The organism is Veillonella sp. CAG:933 (assembly GCF_000431435.1).
Classification (GTDB): domain Bacteria; phylum Bacillota; class Negativicutes; order Veillonellales; family Veillonellaceae; genus Veillonella_A.
Window position 1 is genome coordinate 52,825 of record NZ_HF986195.1, and the last position, 20,763, is coordinate 73,587.

25 protein-coding genes are annotated in these 20,763 nt (G+C 42.4%); 24 read left to right on the forward strand and 1 reads right to left on the reverse strand.

What is annotated here, in order from left to right; genetic code table 11:
- The 9 genes from QZL64_RS06325 to QZL64_RS06365 all read left to right on the forward strand — a co-directional run.
- The coding region (locus QZL64_RS06325; protein ID WP_296309388.1) for a phage tail tape measure protein at positions 1-1,912 on the forward strand (1,912 nt) is incomplete at its 5' end.
- Complete coding sequence (locus QZL64_RS06330) at positions 1,905-2,114, forward strand: hypothetical protein (protein WP_021841171.1); 210 nt, start codon at positions 1,905-1,907, stop codon at positions 2,112-2,114. The genes QZL64_RS06325 and QZL64_RS06330, both read left to right, overlap by 8 nt.
- Positions 2,111-3,157 carry a phage late control D family protein gene (locus QZL64_RS06335; RefSeq protein WP_021841172.1) on the forward strand — a complete coding sequence of 349 codons (1,047 nt, stop codon included), beginning with the start codon at positions 2,111-2,113 and terminating at the stop codon, positions 3,155-3,157. The genes QZL64_RS06330 and QZL64_RS06335 overlap by 4 nt, the downstream gene beginning before the upstream one ends.
- Complete coding sequence (locus QZL64_RS06340; protein ID WP_021841173.1) at positions 3,147-3,647, forward strand: phage baseplate assembly protein V; 501 nt, start codon at positions 3,147-3,149, stop codon at positions 3,645-3,647. Before QZL64_RS06335 ends, QZL64_RS06340 begins: the two co-directional genes overlap by 11 nt.
- An 11-nt stretch (positions 3,648-3,658) precedes the next feature.
- Positions 3,659-4,234 carry a phage tail protein gene (locus QZL64_RS06345; RefSeq protein WP_021841174.1) on the forward strand — a complete coding sequence of 192 codons (576 nt, stop codon included), beginning with the start codon at positions 3,659-3,661 and terminating at the stop codon, positions 4,232-4,234.
- A 452-nt stretch (positions 4,235-4,686) separates the two neighbouring features.
- Positions 4,687-5,613, forward strand: a complete 927-nt coding sequence (locus tag QZL64_RS06350; RefSeq protein WP_296309396.1) for a baseplate assembly protein — start codon at positions 4,687-4,689, stop codon at positions 5,611-5,613.
- Complete coding sequence (locus QZL64_RS06355; protein ID WP_021841177.1) at positions 5,606-6,262, forward strand: phage tail protein I; 657 nt, start codon at positions 5,606-5,608, stop codon at positions 6,260-6,262. Before QZL64_RS06350 ends, QZL64_RS06355 begins: the two co-directional genes overlap by 8 nt.
- A complete protein-coding gene (locus tag QZL64_RS06360) occupies positions 6,243-7,280 on the forward strand; it encodes a phage tail-collar fiber domain-containing protein (protein ID WP_021841178.1) in 1,038 nt (345 codons plus the stop codon). Before QZL64_RS06355 ends, QZL64_RS06360 begins: the two co-directional genes overlap by 20 nt.
- Complete coding sequence (locus QZL64_RS06365; protein WP_295272223.1) at positions 7,255-7,431, forward strand: hypothetical protein; 177 nt, start codon at positions 7,255-7,257, stop codon at positions 7,429-7,431. The genes QZL64_RS06360 and QZL64_RS06365 overlap by 26 nt, the downstream gene beginning before the upstream one ends.
- 265 nt (positions 7,432-7,696) lie before the next feature.
- Here QZL64_RS06365 and QZL64_RS06370 read toward each other — a convergent pair whose 3' ends face one another.
- The gene (locus QZL64_RS06370; protein ID WP_021841179.1) at positions 7,697-7,891 is read right to left on the reverse strand and encodes a hypothetical protein; all 195 of its coding nucleotides are present in this window, start codon (positions 7,889-7,891) and stop codon (positions 7,697-7,699) included.
- A 61-nt stretch (positions 7,892-7,952) separates the two neighbouring features.
- On the opposite strand from QZL64_RS06370, the gene QZL64_RS06375 reads away from it, so the two are divergent.
- The 15 genes from QZL64_RS06375 (at position 7,953) to csn2 (ending at position 20,512) form a co-directional block, all read left to right on the forward strand.
- Complete coding sequence (locus QZL64_RS06375; protein ID WP_295272221.1) at positions 7,953-8,375, forward strand: hypothetical protein; 423 nt, start codon at positions 7,953-7,955, stop codon at positions 8,373-8,375.
- Between the two features lie 129 nt (positions 8,376-8,504).
- Positions 8,505-9,062 (forward strand): hypothetical protein, encoded by a 558-nt coding sequence (locus QZL64_RS06380; protein ID WP_021841182.1) that lies wholly within the window; start codon positions 8,505-8,507, stop codon positions 9,060-9,062.
- Complete coding sequence (locus QZL64_RS06385) at positions 9,059-9,211, forward strand: hypothetical protein (protein ID WP_021841183.1); 153 nt, start codon at positions 9,059-9,061, stop codon at positions 9,209-9,211. The genes QZL64_RS06380 and QZL64_RS06385 overlap by 4 nt, the downstream gene beginning before the upstream one ends.
- A gap of 9 nt (positions 9,212-9,220) precedes the next feature.
- Entirely contained in the window at positions 9,221-9,589 is a 369-nt protein-coding gene (locus tag QZL64_RS06390; protein ID WP_021841184.1) for a YcbK family protein, read from the forward strand.
- Positions 9,586-9,978, forward strand: coding sequence for a hypothetical protein (locus QZL64_RS06395; protein WP_021841185.1), 393 nt, complete (start codon positions 9,586-9,588; stop codon positions 9,976-9,978). Before QZL64_RS06390 ends, QZL64_RS06395 begins: the two co-directional genes overlap by 4 nt.
- A gap of 292 nt (positions 9,979-10,270) precedes the next feature.
- Complete coding sequence (locus QZL64_RS06400; RefSeq protein WP_021841186.1) at positions 10,271-10,816, forward strand: hypothetical protein; 546 nt, start codon at positions 10,271-10,273, stop codon at positions 10,814-10,816.
- Complete coding sequence (locus QZL64_RS06405; protein ID WP_021841187.1) at positions 10,806-11,171, forward strand: hypothetical protein; 366 nt, start codon at positions 10,806-10,808, stop codon at positions 11,169-11,171. The genes QZL64_RS06400 and QZL64_RS06405 overlap by 11 nt, the downstream gene beginning before the upstream one ends.
- Positions 11,161-12,375 carry a helicase-related protein gene (locus tag QZL64_RS06410; RefSeq protein WP_021841188.1) on the forward strand — a complete coding sequence of 405 codons (1,215 nt, stop codon included), beginning with the start codon at positions 11,161-11,163 and terminating at the stop codon, positions 12,373-12,375. The genes QZL64_RS06405 and QZL64_RS06410 overlap by 11 nt, the downstream gene beginning before the upstream one ends.
- A complete protein-coding gene (locus QZL64_RS06415; protein ID WP_021841189.1) occupies positions 12,372-13,523 on the forward strand; it encodes a DUF3440 domain-containing protein in 1,152 nt (383 codons plus the stop codon). Before QZL64_RS06410 ends, QZL64_RS06415 begins: the two co-directional genes overlap by 4 nt.
- Position 13,524: 1 nt before the next feature.
- Entirely contained in the window at positions 13,525-14,034 is a 510-nt protein-coding gene (locus QZL64_RS06420) for an IbrB-like domain-containing protein (protein ID WP_021841190.1), read from the forward strand.
- On the forward strand, positions 14,016-14,222 hold the full coding sequence (locus QZL64_RS06425) for a hypothetical protein (protein WP_021841191.1): 207 nt from the start codon (positions 14,016-14,018) through the stop codon (positions 14,220-14,222). The genes QZL64_RS06420 and QZL64_RS06425 overlap by 19 nt, the downstream gene beginning before the upstream one ends.
- 378 nt (positions 14,223-14,600) lie before the next feature.
- On the forward strand, positions 14,601-18,626 hold the full coding sequence (gene cas9 / locus QZL64_RS06430) for a type II CRISPR RNA-guided endonuclease Cas9 (protein WP_021841192.1): 4,026 nt from the start codon (positions 14,601-14,603) through the stop codon (positions 18,624-18,626).
- Between the two features lie 29 nt (positions 18,627-18,655).
- A complete protein-coding gene (gene cas1, locus QZL64_RS06435) occupies positions 18,656-19,531 on the forward strand; it encodes a type II CRISPR-associated endonuclease Cas1 (protein WP_021841193.1) in 876 nt (291 codons plus the stop codon).
- A 4-nt stretch (positions 19,532-19,535) separates the two neighbouring features.
- On the forward strand, positions 19,536-19,841 hold the full coding sequence (cas2, locus tag QZL64_RS06440) for a CRISPR-associated endonuclease Cas2 (protein ID WP_021841194.1): 306 nt from the start codon (positions 19,536-19,538) through the stop codon (positions 19,839-19,841).
- A complete protein-coding gene (gene csn2 / locus QZL64_RS06445) occupies positions 19,838-20,512 on the forward strand; it encodes a type II-A CRISPR-associated protein Csn2 (protein ID WP_021841195.1) in 675 nt (224 codons plus the stop codon). The genes cas2 and csn2 overlap by 4 nt, the downstream gene beginning before the upstream one ends.
- Positions 20,513-20,763 lie beyond the last annotated feature (251 nt).

Sequence of the window (20,763 nt, forward strand, 5' to 3'; positions counted from 1 at the left end):
GGCGGCGCCCTTAGCCTTGGCGGCTCATGAGGCTATTAATTATGAGCAAGCCATGGCCGGCGTGGCTAAACAGGTAGACGGTGCACGCGATGAAAATCTACAATACACCGAAACGTACTACCAAATGAGCGACGCCGTAAAATCCATGTCGACGGAGCTCGGCATCGTACCGGATAAGGTAGCCGGAGCCATGGAGGCATCCGCACGAATGGGTGTACAAGGCGCCGAGGGACTGCGAGAGTTTACCACGCTCTCCGTAAAAATGGGCGAAGCATTTGAGACGGACGGCGAAATCGTGGCCGAACAAATGGCCAAAATTGCGAATATCCGCGGTATCAAAATCGACACCACGGAGGGTCGGGCACAGATTAGAGAGTTAGCCGATACTATCAACTATCTCGACGACCAAACAACCGCAAAAGGCGGCGAGATTATTAATGTTATGCAACGTATCTCCGGTACGGCCGCGCAAACGAGCTTTTCAAATGGCGAAATAGCGGCCATGGGTACAACGATGCTCGAGTTAGGCGACACTGCCGAGGTAGCATCTACCGGGCTAAATGCATTCATGACTAAACTCGCCACGGCTCCGGTTCAGGGTAAATCTTTCCAGGCGGCGCTTGCCCAAACGGGCTTGGACGCCAAACAGTTACAAGAGGACTTTATCAAGGACTCCAAAGGTACGACTTTAAAACTATTAGATCAGATTAATCAGCTCGACGGAGCGGCAAAGGCTGAGATTTTAACTAATATGTTCGGGGCTGAGTATCAGGACAATATCGCCAAACTGGCGGCCGGTACTGACAAGCTCCGGGCAAACTTTGCCCGACTTAATGAGGAGGGCAGAGCGGGCAGTGTCGACAAGGAATTCCAGGCCAAAATGCAGACAACGACCTTTGCGCTTAATCAGGCAAGGGCGGCGGTTAGTGTTATGGCCGTGACTATCGGCGACGCTTTAATTCCGAGCATTGCGGCGGGCACTCAGTGGCTCGCTAATCAGGTAATGTGGGTAACTCGATTAGCGCAGGAACACCCGGCAGTAGTTCAGGGCATACTCAGCATGGCCGCAGCTGTGGCAGGCTTAGTACTCGCCTATAAAGGCTTTAGGGTTGTATCAGCCGGTATTGAGTTAACGCGGGCGGCGATAGTGGCCTTGCAAAACTCCGAACGAGCGGCAACCGTGGCACGGTGGGCCGGTGTAGCGGCGACTAAGGCAATGACAGCGGCACAATGGCTCTTTAATGGCGCTATGGCGGCCAATCCGGCGGCACTGGCGATTATTGCTATTATTGCCCTGATAGCTGTCTTAATTATTTACTGGGATGACGTAGCCGCGGCAGCGGTGGCGGCCTGGGACTGGATAGCTAACGAGGCGACGTGGCTATGGAATCAGCTTGTGGCCGGATGGGATACTGTGTCCGGTGCGGTAACCGGTTTTATATCTGATGCAGAGGCCAAAATAGCGGACTTTGTAAGCTGGGCGCAGAATAAGTGGCAAGGGTTTAAGGATTTTCTCGCGAACCCTATCAGTGCTACCGTCAACTGGGTACAAAACCAGATGGGCGGACCGCCTGCCGGTGTCAACTTACCGGGACACGCCGAGGGCGACATCGTAGGCAAGGGCGCGCATTTGGCGTGGTTTGCCGAGGAATCGCCGGAGGCCTATATCCCGATTAACAATAGCGCCCGCAGTCGGGGGCTCGTGACTAAGACCGCCCAATTATTGGGAATGGATGTAGGCACTGGTGGCGGTAGCGTATCCTTGTCCGCGCCGATTACTATTACCGTACAAGGCAACGCGGACGCCTCGACAGTTGCTCAAATCGAGCGAGCCGCGCGCGATGTGCTCGATGAGCTGGAGCGGAAATTACAAGAATTAGAAGCAAGGAGGGGGCGGAGAAGTTATGCCTAATAGGTATATAACGGTGGCCGGCGACGTTTGGGACATGATCGCCTTGCGCCAAATGGGTAGCGAAGCATACACTTATCTACTCATGCAGGCTAACCGGCAACACGTAGGCGTGTCGAGGTTTAGCGCCGGTACAGTCTTGACTATACCGGACGTACCACGCGATGCAGTGACCTACGCCCCTCCGTGGAGGCGTAAGACATGAGAGCGCCTAAATCTTATATAGAGCTCACGTACGACGGCGTTAATATCTCGCAAGATATTGCGCCGTTTTTTACGGGCTTTGCATTTAATGACGCCATGAGCGGCGAGGTTGACGACATCTCGGTAGACCTGCACGACGTGGCGGAGTTGTGGCTAGGGGACTGGCTACCGGACAAAGGAGCCAAGCTCCGGGCGGCCATTGTGCTAGAGCATTGGCGATTTGACGGAGACCTGATGCGGCTAGACTGCGGAGAGTTTGAAATTGATGAGGTAACTCTAAAATATCCACCGCACACGGTAAGCATAGGCGCGGTTAGCGTGCCGGAGGCATCAGCCCTCCGAGGAGTGGAAAAGTCCCGGAGTTGGGAAAAGACCACACTAAAAGCGGTAGCTAATGAGCTGGCCACGGCCGCCGGGTGTACGTTATACTACGACACCACGGCGGAAATTAAATACGACCGGATAGAGCAGTCCGACGAGTCCGACCTGGCGTTTTTACAAAAATGCTGTAAGGACGCCGGGCTTGCTCTTAAGGTTACCGATAATCAAGTCGTTATATTTGAGGAGTACAAATACGAGCAGGCCGAGCCCGTGGCGGTATTGCGGAATCCGCAAGCGACGACGCCGGCGACAACGGTAGACCCGGTAATAACTCTCACATCGTGGGATTTTAAAAGCTCCACACGTGAGATATACAAGGCGTGCCACGTTAAGCACACCGATACCAAGACTAAAGCTGTAATCGAGTACACCTATACGGATCCAAATAAGAGTACGGGCAAGGTGCTACAGGTTAACCAACAAGTCGAGAGTATCGCAGAGGCGGAACGGCTCGCCCGTAATAAGTTACGGGAAAAGAACAAGGACGAAGTCACGGGCGCAATGACTTTAACCGGTGATATTAGGCTGTCGGCAGGGCTTACGGTAACCGTTGAAGGATTTAGAAAGTTTGACGGGAAGTACATTATCACTAAGGCGGCGCATAAGGTCGGCGGCGGATATACGACATCCGTAGAACTCCGGAGGTGCTTAAATGGATATTAAGAAGGTACTACGCAATTTAGCGCGCGTCGGGATTGTGTCGAGTGTTAACCCGGCGGACATGACGGCTCGTGTTACATTTCCGGACCGTGACGACTTAGTTAGTGCGGACTTGCATATTATTACTACCGGTAGTCAAGATACTAAGGTGTATTGGCTGCCTTACGTAGGCGAGCAGGTGGTGTGCTTATTTAGTGCCAACGATAACAACCTCACAGAGGGGTATATCTTAGGCACTATGTACAATAGCAAGGATACGCCACCGGCAAACGGGCAAGGCGTGCGAGCGGTCAAGTTTGCGGACGGTTCGAGCGTTATCAACGATAACGGCAATATCACAGTTAACGCCACGGGCAGCGTGACAATCAACGCGCCAACTGTGACAATTAACGGCGGCGCCGGCGATGTAGTAGTTAACGGCGTGAGCCTAGTAAATCACACGCACGGCGGTATTATTCCGGGCGGCGGCTCAACGGCTCCGCCTAATAAGTAGGAGGTGAGTACGTGGCATTTTTAGATAATTTTAAAAAGACGGAGCTCGGGCACTCGATGTATGTACAGGCGCAGCAAGTAGCCAACGCCTTAGGGCTCGGCCGGTACTTACCGACCTCCGCTCTAGGCACGTATGGCGATTTAGTATTTGAGGTGTCGAGTAGTAAGGTTTTAACTTACGACGGATACAGCCGGAAAACGTCATATAAATACGCGTCGCACGAGGTTATCGGCTCTGCACCGGTGCTCGAATACTTAGGACCGGACACGGAGGAAATCTCATTTGTTATACATTTTAACGCCATGCTAGGGGTTAACCCGGCAGAGGAAAGCGACAAAATCCGACAAATGGCCGAGGAGGGCCGGCGCGAATATTTTATTATTAACGGCACCCCGTTAGGTGGGGCGCCTTGGGTAATTACAGAGGTAGGCGACGAGGTAAGTAATACCGACCGGACGGGGAATATATTAATATCCACGCTTAGTATTACGATTAAAAAGGCGCCTGACTTACCGATGGGAGGTGTGAGCGGTGCAAACGTGGCTAATAACAACAACACCGAAAACGGTCAATCTAGCGCCGGCTAGCGTGCTGGAGGAGGTACTGCAAAATGTTTATACCATACTTACGACAGTACGGTATAGCGTACCCCTTGAGCGCGGATTTGGGCTCGACGGCGAACTTATCGACTTACCGATACCGGTAGCACAGGCCAAAATGTCCGCATCAATCCTCCAACAAATTGCCAAATACGAGCCACGGTGTAAGGTGGTGCGGATATCCTATGTCAATCAGTCAGAGGGCGACACGGCAGACGGTATCCTGCGCCCAGTATTGGAGGTGGCTATAATTGGATCTTAATAACATCAAATTTATAGAGACGGACACCGACTCTATTAAACAGCATATTATAACAGTTTATGAGGCCTTAACCGGTCGGACGCTAGCATTAGCGGACCCGGTAAGGCTTTTTTTATGCTCGCTCGCTAGCATCATAGGCGAGCAGCGCAATTTAATTGATTATTTAACACGGCAAAACATGCTAGCGTTTGCCGAGGGTGTGTTTTTGGATATTCTCGGTATGCTAGTCGGCACGGAGCGCCTGCCAGCGTCGGCGGCGGTTACGACTGTACGTTTTACGTTATCAGCGCCACAGACTAGCGCCGTTATTATCCCAAAAGGTACGAGGGTAACACCGGACGGGGCGCTCATGTTCGCAACTACTGAGGTGGCGCAGATAGCGCCGGGGCAGTTAACTGCCGACGTTGTGGTAGCGTGCCAGCAAGCCGGAGAGCTCGGAAACGGATATTTACCGGGCGAGCTAAGCCGGTTAGTGGATCCGCTGCCGTACTTGCCTACCGTGGCCAACACGACCACGACAAACGGCGGCGCCGATACCGAGGCGGACGATGACTACCGCGAACGCATTGAGGATGCGCCGGGGCAGTTTAGCGTAGCCGGTCCGGATGATGCGTATATCTATCACGCCAAATCGGCGCACGCTAGTATCGGCGATGTGTCGGTGGATAGCCCGCCAGGTAATGAGGGCAAAGTATTTATATATGTCCTCCTCAAAACCGGCAAACCCGCAAGTCAGGAAATCCTCGACGCGGTTAATGCCGTATGTAATGATAAGCGCATCCGGCCACTTACCGACCGGGTATTTGTAAAAGCTCCGACCGTTGTACCTTACAACGTGCGCGGGGCTTTTTATATTGACGCGGCCAACGCATCACGAGCGACCGCTATACAGGCAGATGTGGCTAAAGCCCTAGAAGATTATGTGGCATGGCAACGCGGCGCGCTTGGGCGAGACATTAACCCGTCCGAGCTTATACACCGCATCATACAAGCCGGCGTAAAACGGGTAGAAATTACCGAGCCGGCCTTTACTCAATTACTCGCGAGTCAAGTCGCCGGTGAGCAAGAGGTTAATTTGATACTAGGAGGGTTAGAGGATGCTTAAGCTGCAAGAAACGCACTTACTCGACATCTTGCCGCCCAACCTTGCTAGTGATCCGATTATTTCAAACGCGGCCAAAGCGATAGACGCGGAACTTACGGCCGTCACTCAGTTATCGCGGACGGTGCTAATTTTGGCACGTATTGACGAGTTACCGGAAGAGGTCATCGACTTATTGGCCAAACAGTTTAAAGTCGATTTTTACGACGCTAATACACCCCTACCGCGCAAACGTGAGCTCGTGCGTACGTCTATCGCATGGCACCGCATCAAGGGCACACCGGCCGCCGTGCAACAGGTCGTCGATACACTCATCGACGGGGCAATGGTACAGGAATACTGGGAATACGGCGGCAAGCCGTACTTTTTCAAAGTGGGCGGTATTAAGGACCCACTTGTATCGAGTAAGACAATCGATGCCACAGTCCGAGCGATTTACGTCGCAAAAAATACGCGGTCGCACTTGGACGGGATTACCTTTGTACGCCGGCCTAAGGTGGCGGCGCGACTTAGTACCGCTACTTATGTGCATAAGCGTATACAGGTAACGCCTCGTACGATAGGCGACAGCTCCGGGCGTGCATCTATTAAGGCAAGTACGACAGTACGTATATTTAAGGAGGTTAAAATCGATGGCAGATTGGCGCAATAGCGTAATTACGGAGCGAGGCCGAAACCTCGACGCCAAGGTGCGCGCCGGGCGCATCAAAATGGAATTTACAAAGTTTAAATTTGGATCGGGTCAACTAGATAGTTATGAGTCCGCAACAGACCTCGCAGAGCCGCGACTTAACGTAGGCGTCACAAGCATTGAGCCGGTAGAGACGGGCGTTACCGAGGTGAGTACGACCCTTACTAATGCCAATGTGACTACCGGTTTTAATATGCGCGAGGTTGGGCTGTTTGCAAAAGACCCGGACCTGGGGGAGATTTTATACTTGGTTATGACTGACCCTAGTTATGACTTTTTACCTGCTAAAGGCGGGGCGACAGTCATCTCGGTAGACTTTTCTATTTTTATCGGCGTAGATGACGCCGGCAACACTACGGCTGTACTTGATCCAGACGGCCTACTTAAACTCAGGGACTTAACAGCGCACAATAACAATACCGACGCGCACTCCGTGTTATTTACGACGGATAGCACGCCGGATCGGGATTCCGATACTACTGATAGTGCGATTAGTAAGTTAGGCGCACGTGTGAAGTGGGTAAGATCGTATGTAGCTCGTAAAATTACGGACACTCTTAAAACAGTAGACACCAAAATAAGCGAGGCTCTTGTCGCGTACAAGAATTTCAAGGCGTCTCAGATTTCCGATTTCGCGGAGGCGGTACTTATTGCTATCCGCGATAAAACATTTACAACTTTAGGTGTGACGTGGTCCTTTACCAATCCGAACGCATGGTATATATGCTTCGGGGTACTTTTTGGCGGGCTCATTATCCAAGGTGGAAGCAACGGCGGCAATGCTGATAGTAATATCCTTTTACCTATCCAATATACAAAAGAATATAAAGTGTTAGCCACTGGCACGGCAGCCGGTCAAGGTTATTACACATTTTTAACTGCTATAAAAACTAATTTAGCTAGTTTTAAATTAAATACTTATAGTGGAGCTGGTCAATTAATGGCTCATAACTTTGATTGGCTTACCATTGGCCGTTAGTAGCCAAGGTGGAACAACCGGACGGCCTTCCGATAATGCAGCCACGACAAACTTTGCAATAGCTTTTAATAATACCGATTACACCATTATTCCGGTTGGCGTTATCGATGCAAGCGATAATAAATTCAGCTTAACTGTCAACGTTTTATAAGATTATAAAACGGCTAATAGTTGTACATTCCGCACATCTAATAGTGTTGCCCCGGTTTGCTATTATATAGCTTTTGGTAAGCTAGTTTCATAGCCCAAGGATATCTTACCGAGGGCAATGTCATTATTACGACCAATATTGACAGTCTGTCTAGCTTTGAAATAGCTTAACGGATATTGAGAATTTGAAAAATAAAGATACAGAACTGTCAAATTCTATAGAATCCCTCAGCCGGTCGCAACTTACCGAGGCCCAGGTCAAGTCGTTAATTGATGCGGCCATAAGCGCCATCGTAGACGGCGAGGGCGGTCAGCGCATCCGCTCGCGTCGCATAATACCCGACGACGTGATACAGGGCGCGACCTGTATCGGTATAGTTTATTGTTTTGCGCGTCATATAGGGGCGCCGGCGGTTACCGGCTAGTTTACAGACTTGGCCGTAGCCGTTTGGTAGTCTCATTTTTACCTCCGAAATTTAGAAACAGAAAGGAATTGATACGATGGATAATACTTATCTCAACGTGTTAAGTGCTCCAAATCGTAACGGCGAGCAGGAGCGTATCGCGACATACTTACTAGACCAACACGCCAAAACTATGGACGGTTTAGTCGCTAAAGCAAAAAAGGAGTATGAGGGCCATGATACCCACGTTTGCAAGGAGCAAGAGCAGGCAGTATTTACCAATACCCAAGTTAAGCACGTTATCAAAGACGGTCAAATCGTCGAGGCGGCACCTATCGAGCCAACGCCGGAGGAATTGGCAGCGGCGGCGCGTGCCACCTTAGATGCGGAATATCAGGCCGCCCGGGATGAGTTACAAGGGCAGTACTTAACGGCCTTACTCAATGGTAACAATGCGGCGGCCGCAGCAATCCAGCAGGATGCGACGGATCTCGACGCGGCCTACGTGGAACAGTTGCAAGAGCTAACTAAGGAGGTATAATAACTATGTCATTTTTCAAGATTACCAAACGATGCCCCTACTGTGCAAGTAAACTAGACAAACAGGGGAAATGTACTTGTGATGTGTTCAAAGCGGTAGAGGCCGCAGAGAAGAAGGAGGACGCGGCCGATGCTGGAACTGATAACAACGCCACCACCTCCAATCCTTGACCGGTTACTAAATAGCGCCTCGGAGAGTTTGACCCGGACTATCACTCCGGGCATCCTCGAGGACTTAAGTAATGCCATTGTGGCTATTATTTTGCTTGTTATGATTGATACTTGTCTCCGGCTTTTAATCGAGGCCAGTAACTACAACGCGGCCGTAGGTAAGCCCGGTACGGTTATTAACATTCTTACGGCCCTCGTGTGGAGAGGCTGGGGTGCCGTGGAGCACAAGGGTAAACAACGGCGCTACTTAGCGAGTAAGGGACTACGGGAGGCGCTGTTTGCTAAATTCATTAAGCAGTACCTGTGGTTCCTGCTTTTATCATTGCCTCTGATGTACATCTCCGATTATGAGTATTTCGGCCTCCGGGTGGATATATTGGCCACTCTTACAATTATGCACAGTCCAATTTTTTGCGAACTATCGAGCATTGTAGAAAAGCTCCGGGAAATCAACCCAAATAATATTATGTTATTGGATCGCGTAATTAAGGTCATATCGGAGGTGATTAAGAAATGAACGAGGGACGCAACGAATTAATTGTTATCGCCATTTTAGGCATCGTAGACGTGATGGCCGTATGGTTCGGCTATAATGAGCTTGCTACTAATATCAGTAGCGGGCTTATTGGTTTTATCGGCGGTAAAGCGGTCGTGAGCCGTAGTTAGGAGGGTAATATGTATCAAGTTAGCGAGCATTTTAACGAGCTCGAGCTCATGTGTCAATGTGGCCGGCATAACTGCCTGGACCATATTATTGATGTTAAATTAATCGATTTGTTGGAGCGTATCCGGTCGGCCGTCGGCAGACCTGTACACGTAACCAGCTGTTACCGGTGCCCGGAACATAACGCCGAGGTCGGGGGTGTCACTAACTCTTACCACACGCAAGGCCTTGCCTGCGATATTTGGGTCGAGGATATGAGCGTCGACGAGTTGGCCAATGTGGCCGAGCAGTGCGGCGCTGATGGCATCGGCCGATATTATTATCAGGATTTTGTGCACGTTGACGTGCGCGGATACGCCGCCCGGTGGGATGACCTATGATGATGTGGGGAGGGTTAAATAAATATGCGAAAATTGCTATTATCATTACTGCTGTCCTTGCTATTTTCGGCGGCGTATACTACCTGCTCAGCGGCGTACGTGATAACGGAGGCGGAGCTGAACGCGTTAGACGCGAACTTGACGACGCTCGCCGAGGACAACAAGACATTACAGACGCAGCTAACAACATTAAATCAGGACTTGACGACAGCCAAGACCGAGCTCGCGCTATTGGAGAGCGAGCGGACGCAATTAGTGCAGTCCTTGACCGCATCACGGGCGGAAGTGGAACGATTGACGAAATCCTCCAGCGCGACGCTCGAATCATTGAAGAAAGCAGAGGAATCATTGAACGCATACGAGCGCGGGGTGCAGAGCCGCGACCGTAAAATTAAATGGCTCCAATATATCCTACTAGCTGGCGCCGTGTACACGTTTACACGATGAGAAAGGATGCGTGATCCTGTTATCTCGGCCCGTGCGCTCCGTTATGCGTGCATCCGGTGAGATTTAGAAAAGGGGGCTGTATCGAAATTGAGTTTTAACTCACATTTCAGATACAGCCCCCTTTTTTTATTTTGGTTAAAAATTTTTAAATTTTAGCTTGACTTCGTTTTGATATTGGTATATACTCTAATTAAGAAATGAGTATATACCAATATCAAAACGGAGGCAGGAATAATGAAAATCAGAAAATCGGTACTAAATAAGTTTACGGTAGAAGAAATTAAAGAAATGGGAGCAAAGGGCGCCCGCGATATAGTAAAAGGATACACACACCAAATCGGACATGATATGGAGTTACTAGTTCCCGTATCTGGCGAGCGTAATGTAGTCCTTGACTTTAAAGGTATTCTCTGCGAAATGGACGGATACGATAAAAGCTCAAAAACGGCTAGTGAAATTAAAAGTTATCACGGCTCTAAGGTAACTGCCTTAATGCGCGCAGTAGAAACAATGTTATTAATTTACGCATTGCAAGAAATCACAGGATGTCGGAAAATAAAAAATTTTGTTGTATATGGATTGAACAATAAAATTACCAAAAAATACGGGTTGGACTATTCGAAGGACGCATATAGTATCGAAGATTATAAGAATCACAAAGTTATTAAAGTTCAAGGGCATATCCGAAATGCAAAAGATATGGAATATTACAGAGATTTACAGTACAAACTTGCTAGTAATTTAGTTAAAAAATATAAGGAGGTCCACAATGTGGCATAAAATTAAATTCAATACACAAAACATAATAGGGGAAACTGCAAAAGCTACAATTATAAAAATGCCGAATAAGTCTAAATGGAAAGGCCTAACATTTTACCATCCTTCAAAATTAGTCAGAGAGGAGGGGCATAAGGGGTATCGTTCTTCTTTCTCTTTTACCGATGACTGGGAATTTCAATTATATAAAAAGGGCAATCTTGTAGATAAATTAGGCGCCGAAGAGATGTTAGATGCTTTTGATAATTCTTCACTAAATCCAATGGACGAAGAAACAAGTTATTTAAAAGTTACTAAACCGTCTAAGATAGAAGCAGAAGTAAGAGAAATTGAGGAGTTGGTACGTGATGAAATCTGATAATCAGCAAAAGGCGTTTGATAAGTTCAAGCGTCTAAAGGTCGGAGCCTTATTCATGAAGCAGGGTTCCGGAAAGACTAGAGTTGCGGTGGATTTAATAAATTCTACTGATTGCGAATTAGCTATATTTTTATGTCCTTATTCTACAAAAAGTAATCTGGAGCAAGAAATACATAAATGGCAATTATGTAAAAAATATATCATCGTGGGGTATGAAACTCTTTCCAGTAGTGATCGCGTTTATTTCGAGTTACTCGAAGATATAAAAGGTAAAAAAGTATTTACGGTAGCGGATGAGTCGGTTTTTATTAAAAACGAAAACAGTAAAAGACATATGAGGGCGATTGAAATATCTAAACGCAGCGAGTATCGATTATTGTTAAATGGGACACCCATTACAAAAAATGAATGGGATCTCTATAATCAAATGATGTTTCTATCACCTAAAATTATAAATATGTCCCGTCATGAATTTTTAAACACTTTTTTTGACCATATTCAGTACAAACGAAAAGGAGAAAAAGCCCGAGATTTTTATAAATTGTCAGATGTTAATATAGGTTATCTTCATAAGCTAATCGCTCCGTATATATTTGAATGTGATTTAATCTTTGACAAAGATATTTCACGTATTTCGGTAGAAATTACTGCTTCATCCGACGCAAAGGACCGATATACTTCGCAAAAACAAATACTACTTAAAGCCTTAGCTAGTGGAGCGTCTGACGTTAGTATGTTTACTAATTTGGCTCTTAGCTGCTTTGATGATTTTGAGCGACATAAGAGTATCGCTCAAAAGTTATCCGGCCAAATAATAGTATTTTGTACTCTTTTGTCTGAGGTTCGTAATATTTCAAAATTAATTGATTGTTATGTTATTACAGGGGAAACTGTAAATAGGGATGAGATTTTAGAAAAATTTAAAAACGACAATAAGCCGCTTCTTATGACATATGGTGTCGGGGCTTACGGCCTAAATTTACAATTTTGTAATAGGCTCGCTTTTGCAAGTTTGACTTTTGATTACGGGAAAATTGACCAAGCTATGATGCGGATACAGCGCATAGGCCAGACCCGCGATATAGAATATACTTATTTTACTTCTAATTTAGGCGTTTATTCGCTCATTGAAGAAAGTGTAAACAAGAAGATTAGACTTCATGATTTAATTATTAAAAAAAATAGAAGAAGGCGAGACTTTTGAAAAGATACTCTAATATAAATGTATATGACGCTGCCAAAAAGCGAATCGAGTATATATTTGATGAATTTGAGACTATTGCCGTAAGTTTTTCAGGGGGTAAGGACAGCGGAGTTGTATTAAATATGGCTGTCGATGAGGCGAGAAAAAGCGGGAAACGATTTACCGCTATATTTATAGATTTGGAGGCCTTTTATAAGGTAACTATAGAGTACGTAGAAAAAATGTTCTCTAATAATCGCGATGTTTTGGACCCTCTTTGGATTTGTCTCCCGATGGAGAGCCCAAATGCCCTATCTTACTTCTCCCCTACCTGGACTTGGTGGGAAGAGGGAAAAGAGGATATATGGGTTCGAGAAATGCCAAAAAATGAATGGGTAATAAATTTATCAAATCATAAATTCGAGTTTTACAAGCCCGGGATGTCCTTTGAAAAGTTCACTCCGTTATTAAATGAGTGGCTAGCGAAAACCGGTAGTGCTGCTATATTGTTAGGCTTGAGAGCCGAAGAGAGTCTCAATCGATACAGAGCTATAAACGATAATAAAAGTACATATAAAGGGCTTCAGTGGTCAACTCAAATAAATAAAGCCTATAGCTTCAGCCCTATTTATGACTGGACGGTAGAGGACATTTGGACGTATAATGGTAAGTTCAGAAAAGAATATAATAAGTTATACGATTTATTTTATCAAGCCGGCGCGAGTATTCATAAAATGCGGGTAGATGAGCCGTTCGGGAATGAAGCTAAAGCAGGACTTAATCTATTCCGAGTTATTGAGCCTAATACCTGGGCGAAAGTCGCTAATAGAGTTAGCGGCGCTAATTTCGGAAATATCTATTCCGGTAATAAAATAATGAGTACCAAGTATACTCTTCCCGAGGGGCACTCTTGGGAGTCTTTTACTAAATTTTTACTAGAAACGTTGCCGGAAGATTTAGCGAACCATTATAAACGGAAATTTATAAAATTTAAAAAAGTCATTGATGCGTCGCCTAACATCGATACTGAGGATGATGTACTAACATGGCGGCGCATGGCTTTGTGTATCATAAAAAACGATTATACGTGTAAAGGGTTATCTTTTAGTGTCACAAAAGATATGAGCGAACGAGGTAAATATTTAGTAGAAAAATACAGGGGGCTATAATATGAAAAGTCCGGTTTATAACATAATCGCAGTGCCTATTGAGAAAATTAGAGCTAATGAATATAACCCTAATTCTGTAGCTCCTGCCGAAATGAAACTCCTATATGATAGTATAAAAGAAGATGGGTATACTATGCCTATCGTGTGCTATTACGATAAGGACGCCGACATGTACGAAATTGTAGATGGTTTTCATCGCTATTCAATTATGTTAAAATATAAAAATATAAGAGAGCGTGAAGGCGGTAGGTTACCTGTGTCGGTAATTGATAAGCCTATTAGCGGTAGAATGGCGAGCACTATTCGGCATAATCGCGCTAGGGGGTCGCATAACGTAGATTTGATGAGTAACATAGTCGCGGAACTCGTGAAGATGGGGTTGTCTAATGATTGGATTGGCAAACATCTAGGAATGGACGCCGACGAGGTAATAAGACTAAAGCAAATTACTGGATTGGCCGCGTTATTTAAGGATAGGGAATTTAGCAAATCATGGACGAAAAAAAAGTAAAAAATACATGGGGCGGGAGACGCGCCGGGGCCGGCAAACCGGCTCTGCCAAAAGATGAGGTAAAAAAAATCAGGTCTATCAAGATGTCCGATAAAGAATGGGACTTGCTCGGTTCGTTGGCTGATGCTAAGCATATGACTAAATCAGAATATATTCGGTTTAAGACTTTAGAAGAAAATAAAGAATAATAAAAAGAGACGCATAATTTGATATGCGTCTCTTTTTATTATTTAATCCGGATTTATTTTAAATGTAAAAGAAGCTAAAGTTAGGCTTAGGTCGGGGATAGATTATTCTTTGTTACTCACCTATTGCACAACTTTTAGGTAAATTAAAATTTTAGACAAGCCCCCAAAAATGGCATAGATAAAAGGGTTTTGCCGAATAAGGCAAAACCCTTCGATAAATCTTTATTTGAACTCGTAGTGTAAAACTAGTTTGGTCTCAACTAGTACATCTTTATAATAAGTGTAAAAATAAAATTTGTCAATTATAAAATTAAAAATTGAATAGAGTGACTGGTAATATGTAATTTTAAATAGTGTAAAAATTTTAGGAGGAGTATTATGAGGTTTCAAAACAAAAAAACAGGGGATTATTTTGTAGGTTTAGATATTGGAACAAATTCAGTGGGATGGGCAGTTACCAATGAAAAGTATGAGATATTACGCGCAAAAAATCATCGAATGTGGGGGAGTCGTTTATTTGAAGAAGGAAAAACGGCAGAGGAACGTCGGGTTCATCGTGCAGGGCGTCGTCGATTGAATCGACGTAATGATCGGTTGATGATTTTGGAAGACTTGTTTGCTGAAGAAATCTCAAAAGTTGATAAAGCCTTTTATCAACGCTTACACGAAAGTCAGTACCGACAAGAGCATAAAACCGTTTCAGGCCCATATTTTTTATTTAATGATAAAGAGTTTACCGATGAAGATTATCATATAGACTATCCAACAATTTATCATCTGAGAGTAGCTTTAATGAAAGCACCCGCTAAAGATGTTCGTTTATTATTTTTAGCAATTCATCATATCATAAAATATCGTGGTAATTTCTTACATGAAGGTGAAACATTTAAAACCACAGGTGGTCTTACTGATATATTACAACGAGTATTAGCTTGTAATGAATTTAGCGGTCTAAAACAACATATTGATGATACAGCATTAGTAAAACTATTAACCAATAAAGGGATTACACGTAGTGATATTGCCAAACAAATTAGTGAATTGGCAACAGATAAACTATATAGAAAACAGGCTAAAGCATTTGCGAGCTTAGTATTGGGGCTAAAAGCTAATTTAGACGATTTATTTAATGAACCTGAATATAAAGAATTAGATTCAGAAATTAGAACGGTAGAATTTTCAGGAAAAGAATATTGGGAAGAACGAGATAAATATGAACCTTATTTAGGGGAGAGTCTATTTGCTTTAGATGGTTGTAAGACTTTATATGATACATTGTTGTTATCAAATATTAAGCCGGATGGAAAGTACTTATCTGAAGCAAAAGTTGAAACATTTGAAAAACATCATGAACACTTAGAAAGTTTAAAAGACTTACTAAAAAGTAATAAGGCTTTATATAACCGGGTTTTACGTGATGATGAGAAGAACTTAAACAACTACATTACCTATATAGGTAAAAGTGAATTCAATAAACGTTGTTCCCGTGATGAGTTCTATAAATTTTTAAAACAAACAATAAAAGATATTTCGGATAATGAAAATAAAGCAGAAATTGTACAATTAATGGAGTTAGACAGCTTTTTGCCTTTGTTACGTGTTCGTGAAAATGGGGTTATTCCGTATCAGATTCATGAAGAAGAATTAGAACAGATTTTGAATGTATCAAGTGAAAAATATCCATTTTTGAACAAAGCTGATGGCTCGGGCTTTACAATAGCACAAAAAATATTAAAATTATTGACATTCCGTATTCCTTACTTTGTAGGACCTTTAAATCCTGCACATAAGGATAGAGACAATGGGTTCGCTTGGGTTGTTCGAAAGGCCCCGGGGAAAGTATACCCTTGGAACTTTGAAGATAAAGTAGATATTAGTGCTTCGGCTACCGCTTTTATTGAGAATTTAACTAATAAATGTACCTATTTAATCGGTGAAGATGTTTTGCCTAAATACTCCTTGGCGTATTCGAAATTTTCTTTGCTTAATGAGCTTAATAATTTACGCTATGACGGTAAACCATTGTCTTATGAAACGAAGCAATCATTTATAAAAGATTGTTTTGAAAAAGAACACAGAAAAATGACTGAAAAGCGTATTAGGGAATTTTTGAAACATTTGGGTGGAACAGATGGAAAAGGTGCCCTTACAGGCTTAGATGTAGATATTAAGAGCGATTTAAAATCGTATCGCGATATGGTTCGCATACTAGGTGATGGTTTTGATGAAACAATGGCGGAACGGATTATTCGGTATGTGACTTTATTTGGTGAAGCTAAAAAAGTATTATTAAGTACCTTAGAAATAGAATTTGGTGATGATTTAAGTGATACTCAGAAAAAGCAGATTCTAAAACTTCAGTATCGTGACTGGGGTCGTTTATCAGCCACGCTTTTAAAAGGTATTAAAGGCGTAGCGGGTGATAATCCTGAGTGCAGTATTTTGGAATGCATGGAACAACAACCATTGAATTTGATGGAAGTTTTAAGTTCGCATAATACATATTTAGCTGCGATAGAAGAGTTTAACAAAGAACGTACGGAGCCAACAGATATAGTAGACTATAAGCTAGTTGATGATTTATACATTTCACCGGCAGTAAAGCGTTCTGTTTGGCAGACATTACGCATTTTAGATGAAATTACAAAATTACGCGGTAGTGTACCTAAAAAAGTATTTGTGGAAGTTGCCCGAACAAATCGAGCAGAAAAGAAAAAAACTGATTCAAGAAAAGAACGCTTATTACAATTATATAAAACAATTAAGGATGAAGGACGTAATTGGACAGAAGAAATTAAACAGCGTGATGCAGGCGACTTTAATTCTAAAAAGTTATTTTTGTACTACACTCAACAAGGTCGCTGTATGTATTCGGGCGAAAAAATAACAAGTATCGGTGACTTGTTTACGTCTAAATACGATATTGATCATATTTATCCTCGTAGTGTAACTAAGGATAATAGTTGGGATAATTTGGTATTAGTTAAAGCAGAGCTTAATCGTGAAAAGAAAGATATCTACCCGATTGAAAAAGATACACAAGATAGATGTATTAGCCTATGGAAGCAATTATTAGAACAAGGTTTAATCAGCGAACGAAAATATGAAAGACTGGTTCGCACGACTCCGTTGACAGCTGATGAATTGGCAGATTTTGTTAATCGCCAATTAGTAGAAACTAATCAATCGGTTAAAGCGGTTACTAATTTGTTGAAACGTTTATATCCGGATACAACCATCTGCTATGTTAAAGCTGAAAATGTATCAGATTTTCGCCAAGAAAGAGAATTTGTTAAATTACGCAGTTTAAATGCTCATCATCATGCAAAAGATGCTTACCTAAACATTGTGGTAGGTAATGTTTACCATGAAAAGTTTACAAATAATCCTCGTAACTTTATTAAAAATGCAAGATCTGATAAAAAACGTCCATATAGTTTGAACCATATGTTTGATTATCTATTGCAAGTAGGCAATAAAGAGATTTGGAATCCTAAAACCGATAATAATTTGGTTAAAAAAATGATGCGCAATAATGATGTACAAGTAACTAGGATGCTAGTTGAACAAACAGGAGCTCTATATGATGCTACTATTTATAAAGCAAGTGTAACTAAATCCGAAAGCTATGTGCCGTTAAAATCAAGTGATGCAATTTTAAGTGATGTTAAAAAATACGGTGGGTTTACAAGTATAAAAATTGCTTACTACAGTATTTTCCGTTTCTATAAGAAGAACTCTGAAGAATTTGAAACTCACATTATTTCTATTCCTGTATTAAAAGCAGGTACGTTAAACTCTAAGGAAGATTATGTTGCTTATGGCGAAGAAATTATGAATAAGCAAAAGTTTGATAGGGTAGAGTTGGTTTATAAAAAGCTATGTATGAATTCTTTGGTTCGAATTAATGGTGTTATGTATTATTTAGGTGGCAAAACCAATAATAGTTTATATATTGATTCAGCTATATCTTTAGTACTGCCAGACAATATTGCAAAAAAAATAAAAGCTGTTGAAAAATATATTGCCAGAGTGGCAGAGAACGGAAATTATAAGCCTCAACCTGATCAGGTGAGTCCTGAGTTTAATATGATTATTTATAAAGCGTTAACAGAAAAAATGAAACAGCCTGCATTTGTTGGATTAAAAACTAATAGAGAGAATGAGTTAGAAAAAGAGACTACAATTACAGCATTTATTGCGATGACATTAATAGAACAGTGCAAAATGCTGATGGAAATCTTAAACTTGTTGACTCAACAAAAAACGACCTATGCACTTAAACCTATTGGTGTATCGGCTTCAAGAAGTACATTAGGAATGAATATAACCGGTTTAAGTGAATTTACAATTATAACTCAATCTGTAACAGGTCTGCAAGAAAAAGAAATACGAATTATTTAGCCATTATTGAGCAAGTAAGGAGTTAATATATGGGGTGGCGCATTGTTGTAGTAGATAGTCGTGCGAAATTAGATTTTAAAATGAATTACATGGTAATTCGTAAAGATGTTGGTTGTGAGCGAGTCTATGTAAGTGAAATGCAAGTATTGATAATAGCTTCAACGGCGGTCAGTTTGACCGCCGCCTTGCTCAACCAATTGACTAAGGCTAAAGTGAAAGTGGTATTTTGTGATGAGAAATTTAATCCGGCCAGTGAACTAGTCGCTTTATATGGTAGTCACAATACAAGTAAATGCTGTCGAGATCAAATTGCTTGGGATGAAAGAACAAAGCAAGCTGTTTGGACTGTATTGGTACGTGAAAAAATAAATAATCAGGCTAAACTACTAAAGAGGTTAAAAAAAGAAGAATATAGTCTCATAGAATCGTATGTGTCCGATATGATGTTTAATGATGAATCTCACAGAGAAGGTCATGCGGCAAAAGTATATTTTAACAGCCTATTTGGCAAGCTTTTTACGCGAGATGATGCCTCTAATATTAATGCGGCCTTGGATTATGGCTATACTATTTTGTTATCTGCTATTAATCGGGAAATCGTAGCCATGGGATATTTGACTCAATTTGGTATAAATCATTGTAATCAATATAACCCGTTCAATTTAAGCTGTGATGTAATAGAACCGCTCAGGGGGATTGTAGATAAATATGTTGTGGGATTAAAACATAGCAATTTCACACGTAAAGAGCGATTAGAATTAATTGACTTATTAAATAAACAAGTTAAAATTGATGGAAATCGCCAATACTTAAGTGCTGCGATAAAAATATATTGTAAGAGTATATTTGATGCATTGAATGAAAATGATGTTAATTTAATAAGGTTAGTGGAGTATGAGCTATAGATATATGAGAGTACTAGTTATGTTTGATTTGCCGGTGGCAACGTCAGCAGATAGAAAGGCATACAGAACATTTCGGAAGTTTCTGCTCTCCACCGGCTTTTATATGATGCAAGAGTCGATTTATGCAAAATTAGTTTTAAACCAAACTGAAGCTAACAAAGTTATGACTTATGTGCGATGGCAAAAACCGCCTGAAGGTTTAGTACAAATGCTTGTTATAACGGAAAAACAGTTTTCTAAAATGGAAACACTCGTTGGTGAAGTGACTACGGAAGTTGTAAATTCAACAGATAGGTTATTGATATTATGAAGCTAACTTATTTATCTTTAGACGTAGAGCTGGATTTTTCTGCCAATTCTATTACTACATTAGTTATAGAAAACCGAAAATTATTTCGCTCACTTGCATGTGAATTTATTAAGGCCACTAAAGGGGAAGATACGCAGTGGACCTTATCAGAATCCAATAAATTATTGGACATCAAGAAAGATTGTTATATCATTAGTGATTTCTTTGATTTAGATGTAAATAATAAAACGTTGTTAACTAAGTTAAATCAACGATTAACTTCTATTGCGACGGAAGATGTAGGACTTTTATTTGAAATCAATCAAAAGATTCAAGAACTGTTTATGGCTTTAGAGGGGAGTTTAAGCCTTGATGTAACCTATAATAATCTCATAACTGCACAGGATATTGTAAAGTTGGGGAATTTTATGATTTGCGATGATGAATTTGATGATATTGGTAAAGTGATTAGTTTTATTGAAGTAGTCGTGGATTTGATCCGGCCAAAGTTATTAGTTATGCTCAATCTGCGTAAATTTATGACAAATAGTGAATTGGAATTATTTTTTGAGACAATTTTGTGTAAAAAAATACCTGTTTTTTGTATAGAAGGTAGTGATGCGGAAGAGATTTCAGTTGTTCAAGAATTAGAAGTATTATATACTTTAGATAAGGATTTATGCGTGTTTTAACTGACTGACTAGAATTACACCTGCCTCGTAAGCTGAAAAATCTCTCAAATCTTTAAATTCAGCATTTTGGGTAAAAATGCAATTTGGGGTTTGAGAGTAGTGTAAAACTAGTTTGGTCTCCAATAACCTCTTCAAATTCCACAGTTGGTACTGGGTTTGAGAGTAGTGTAAAACTAGTTTGGTCTCCAATCTCATATTGTTATATGGGGAAGATTCACCGGTTTGAGAGTAGTGTAAAACTAGTTTGGTCT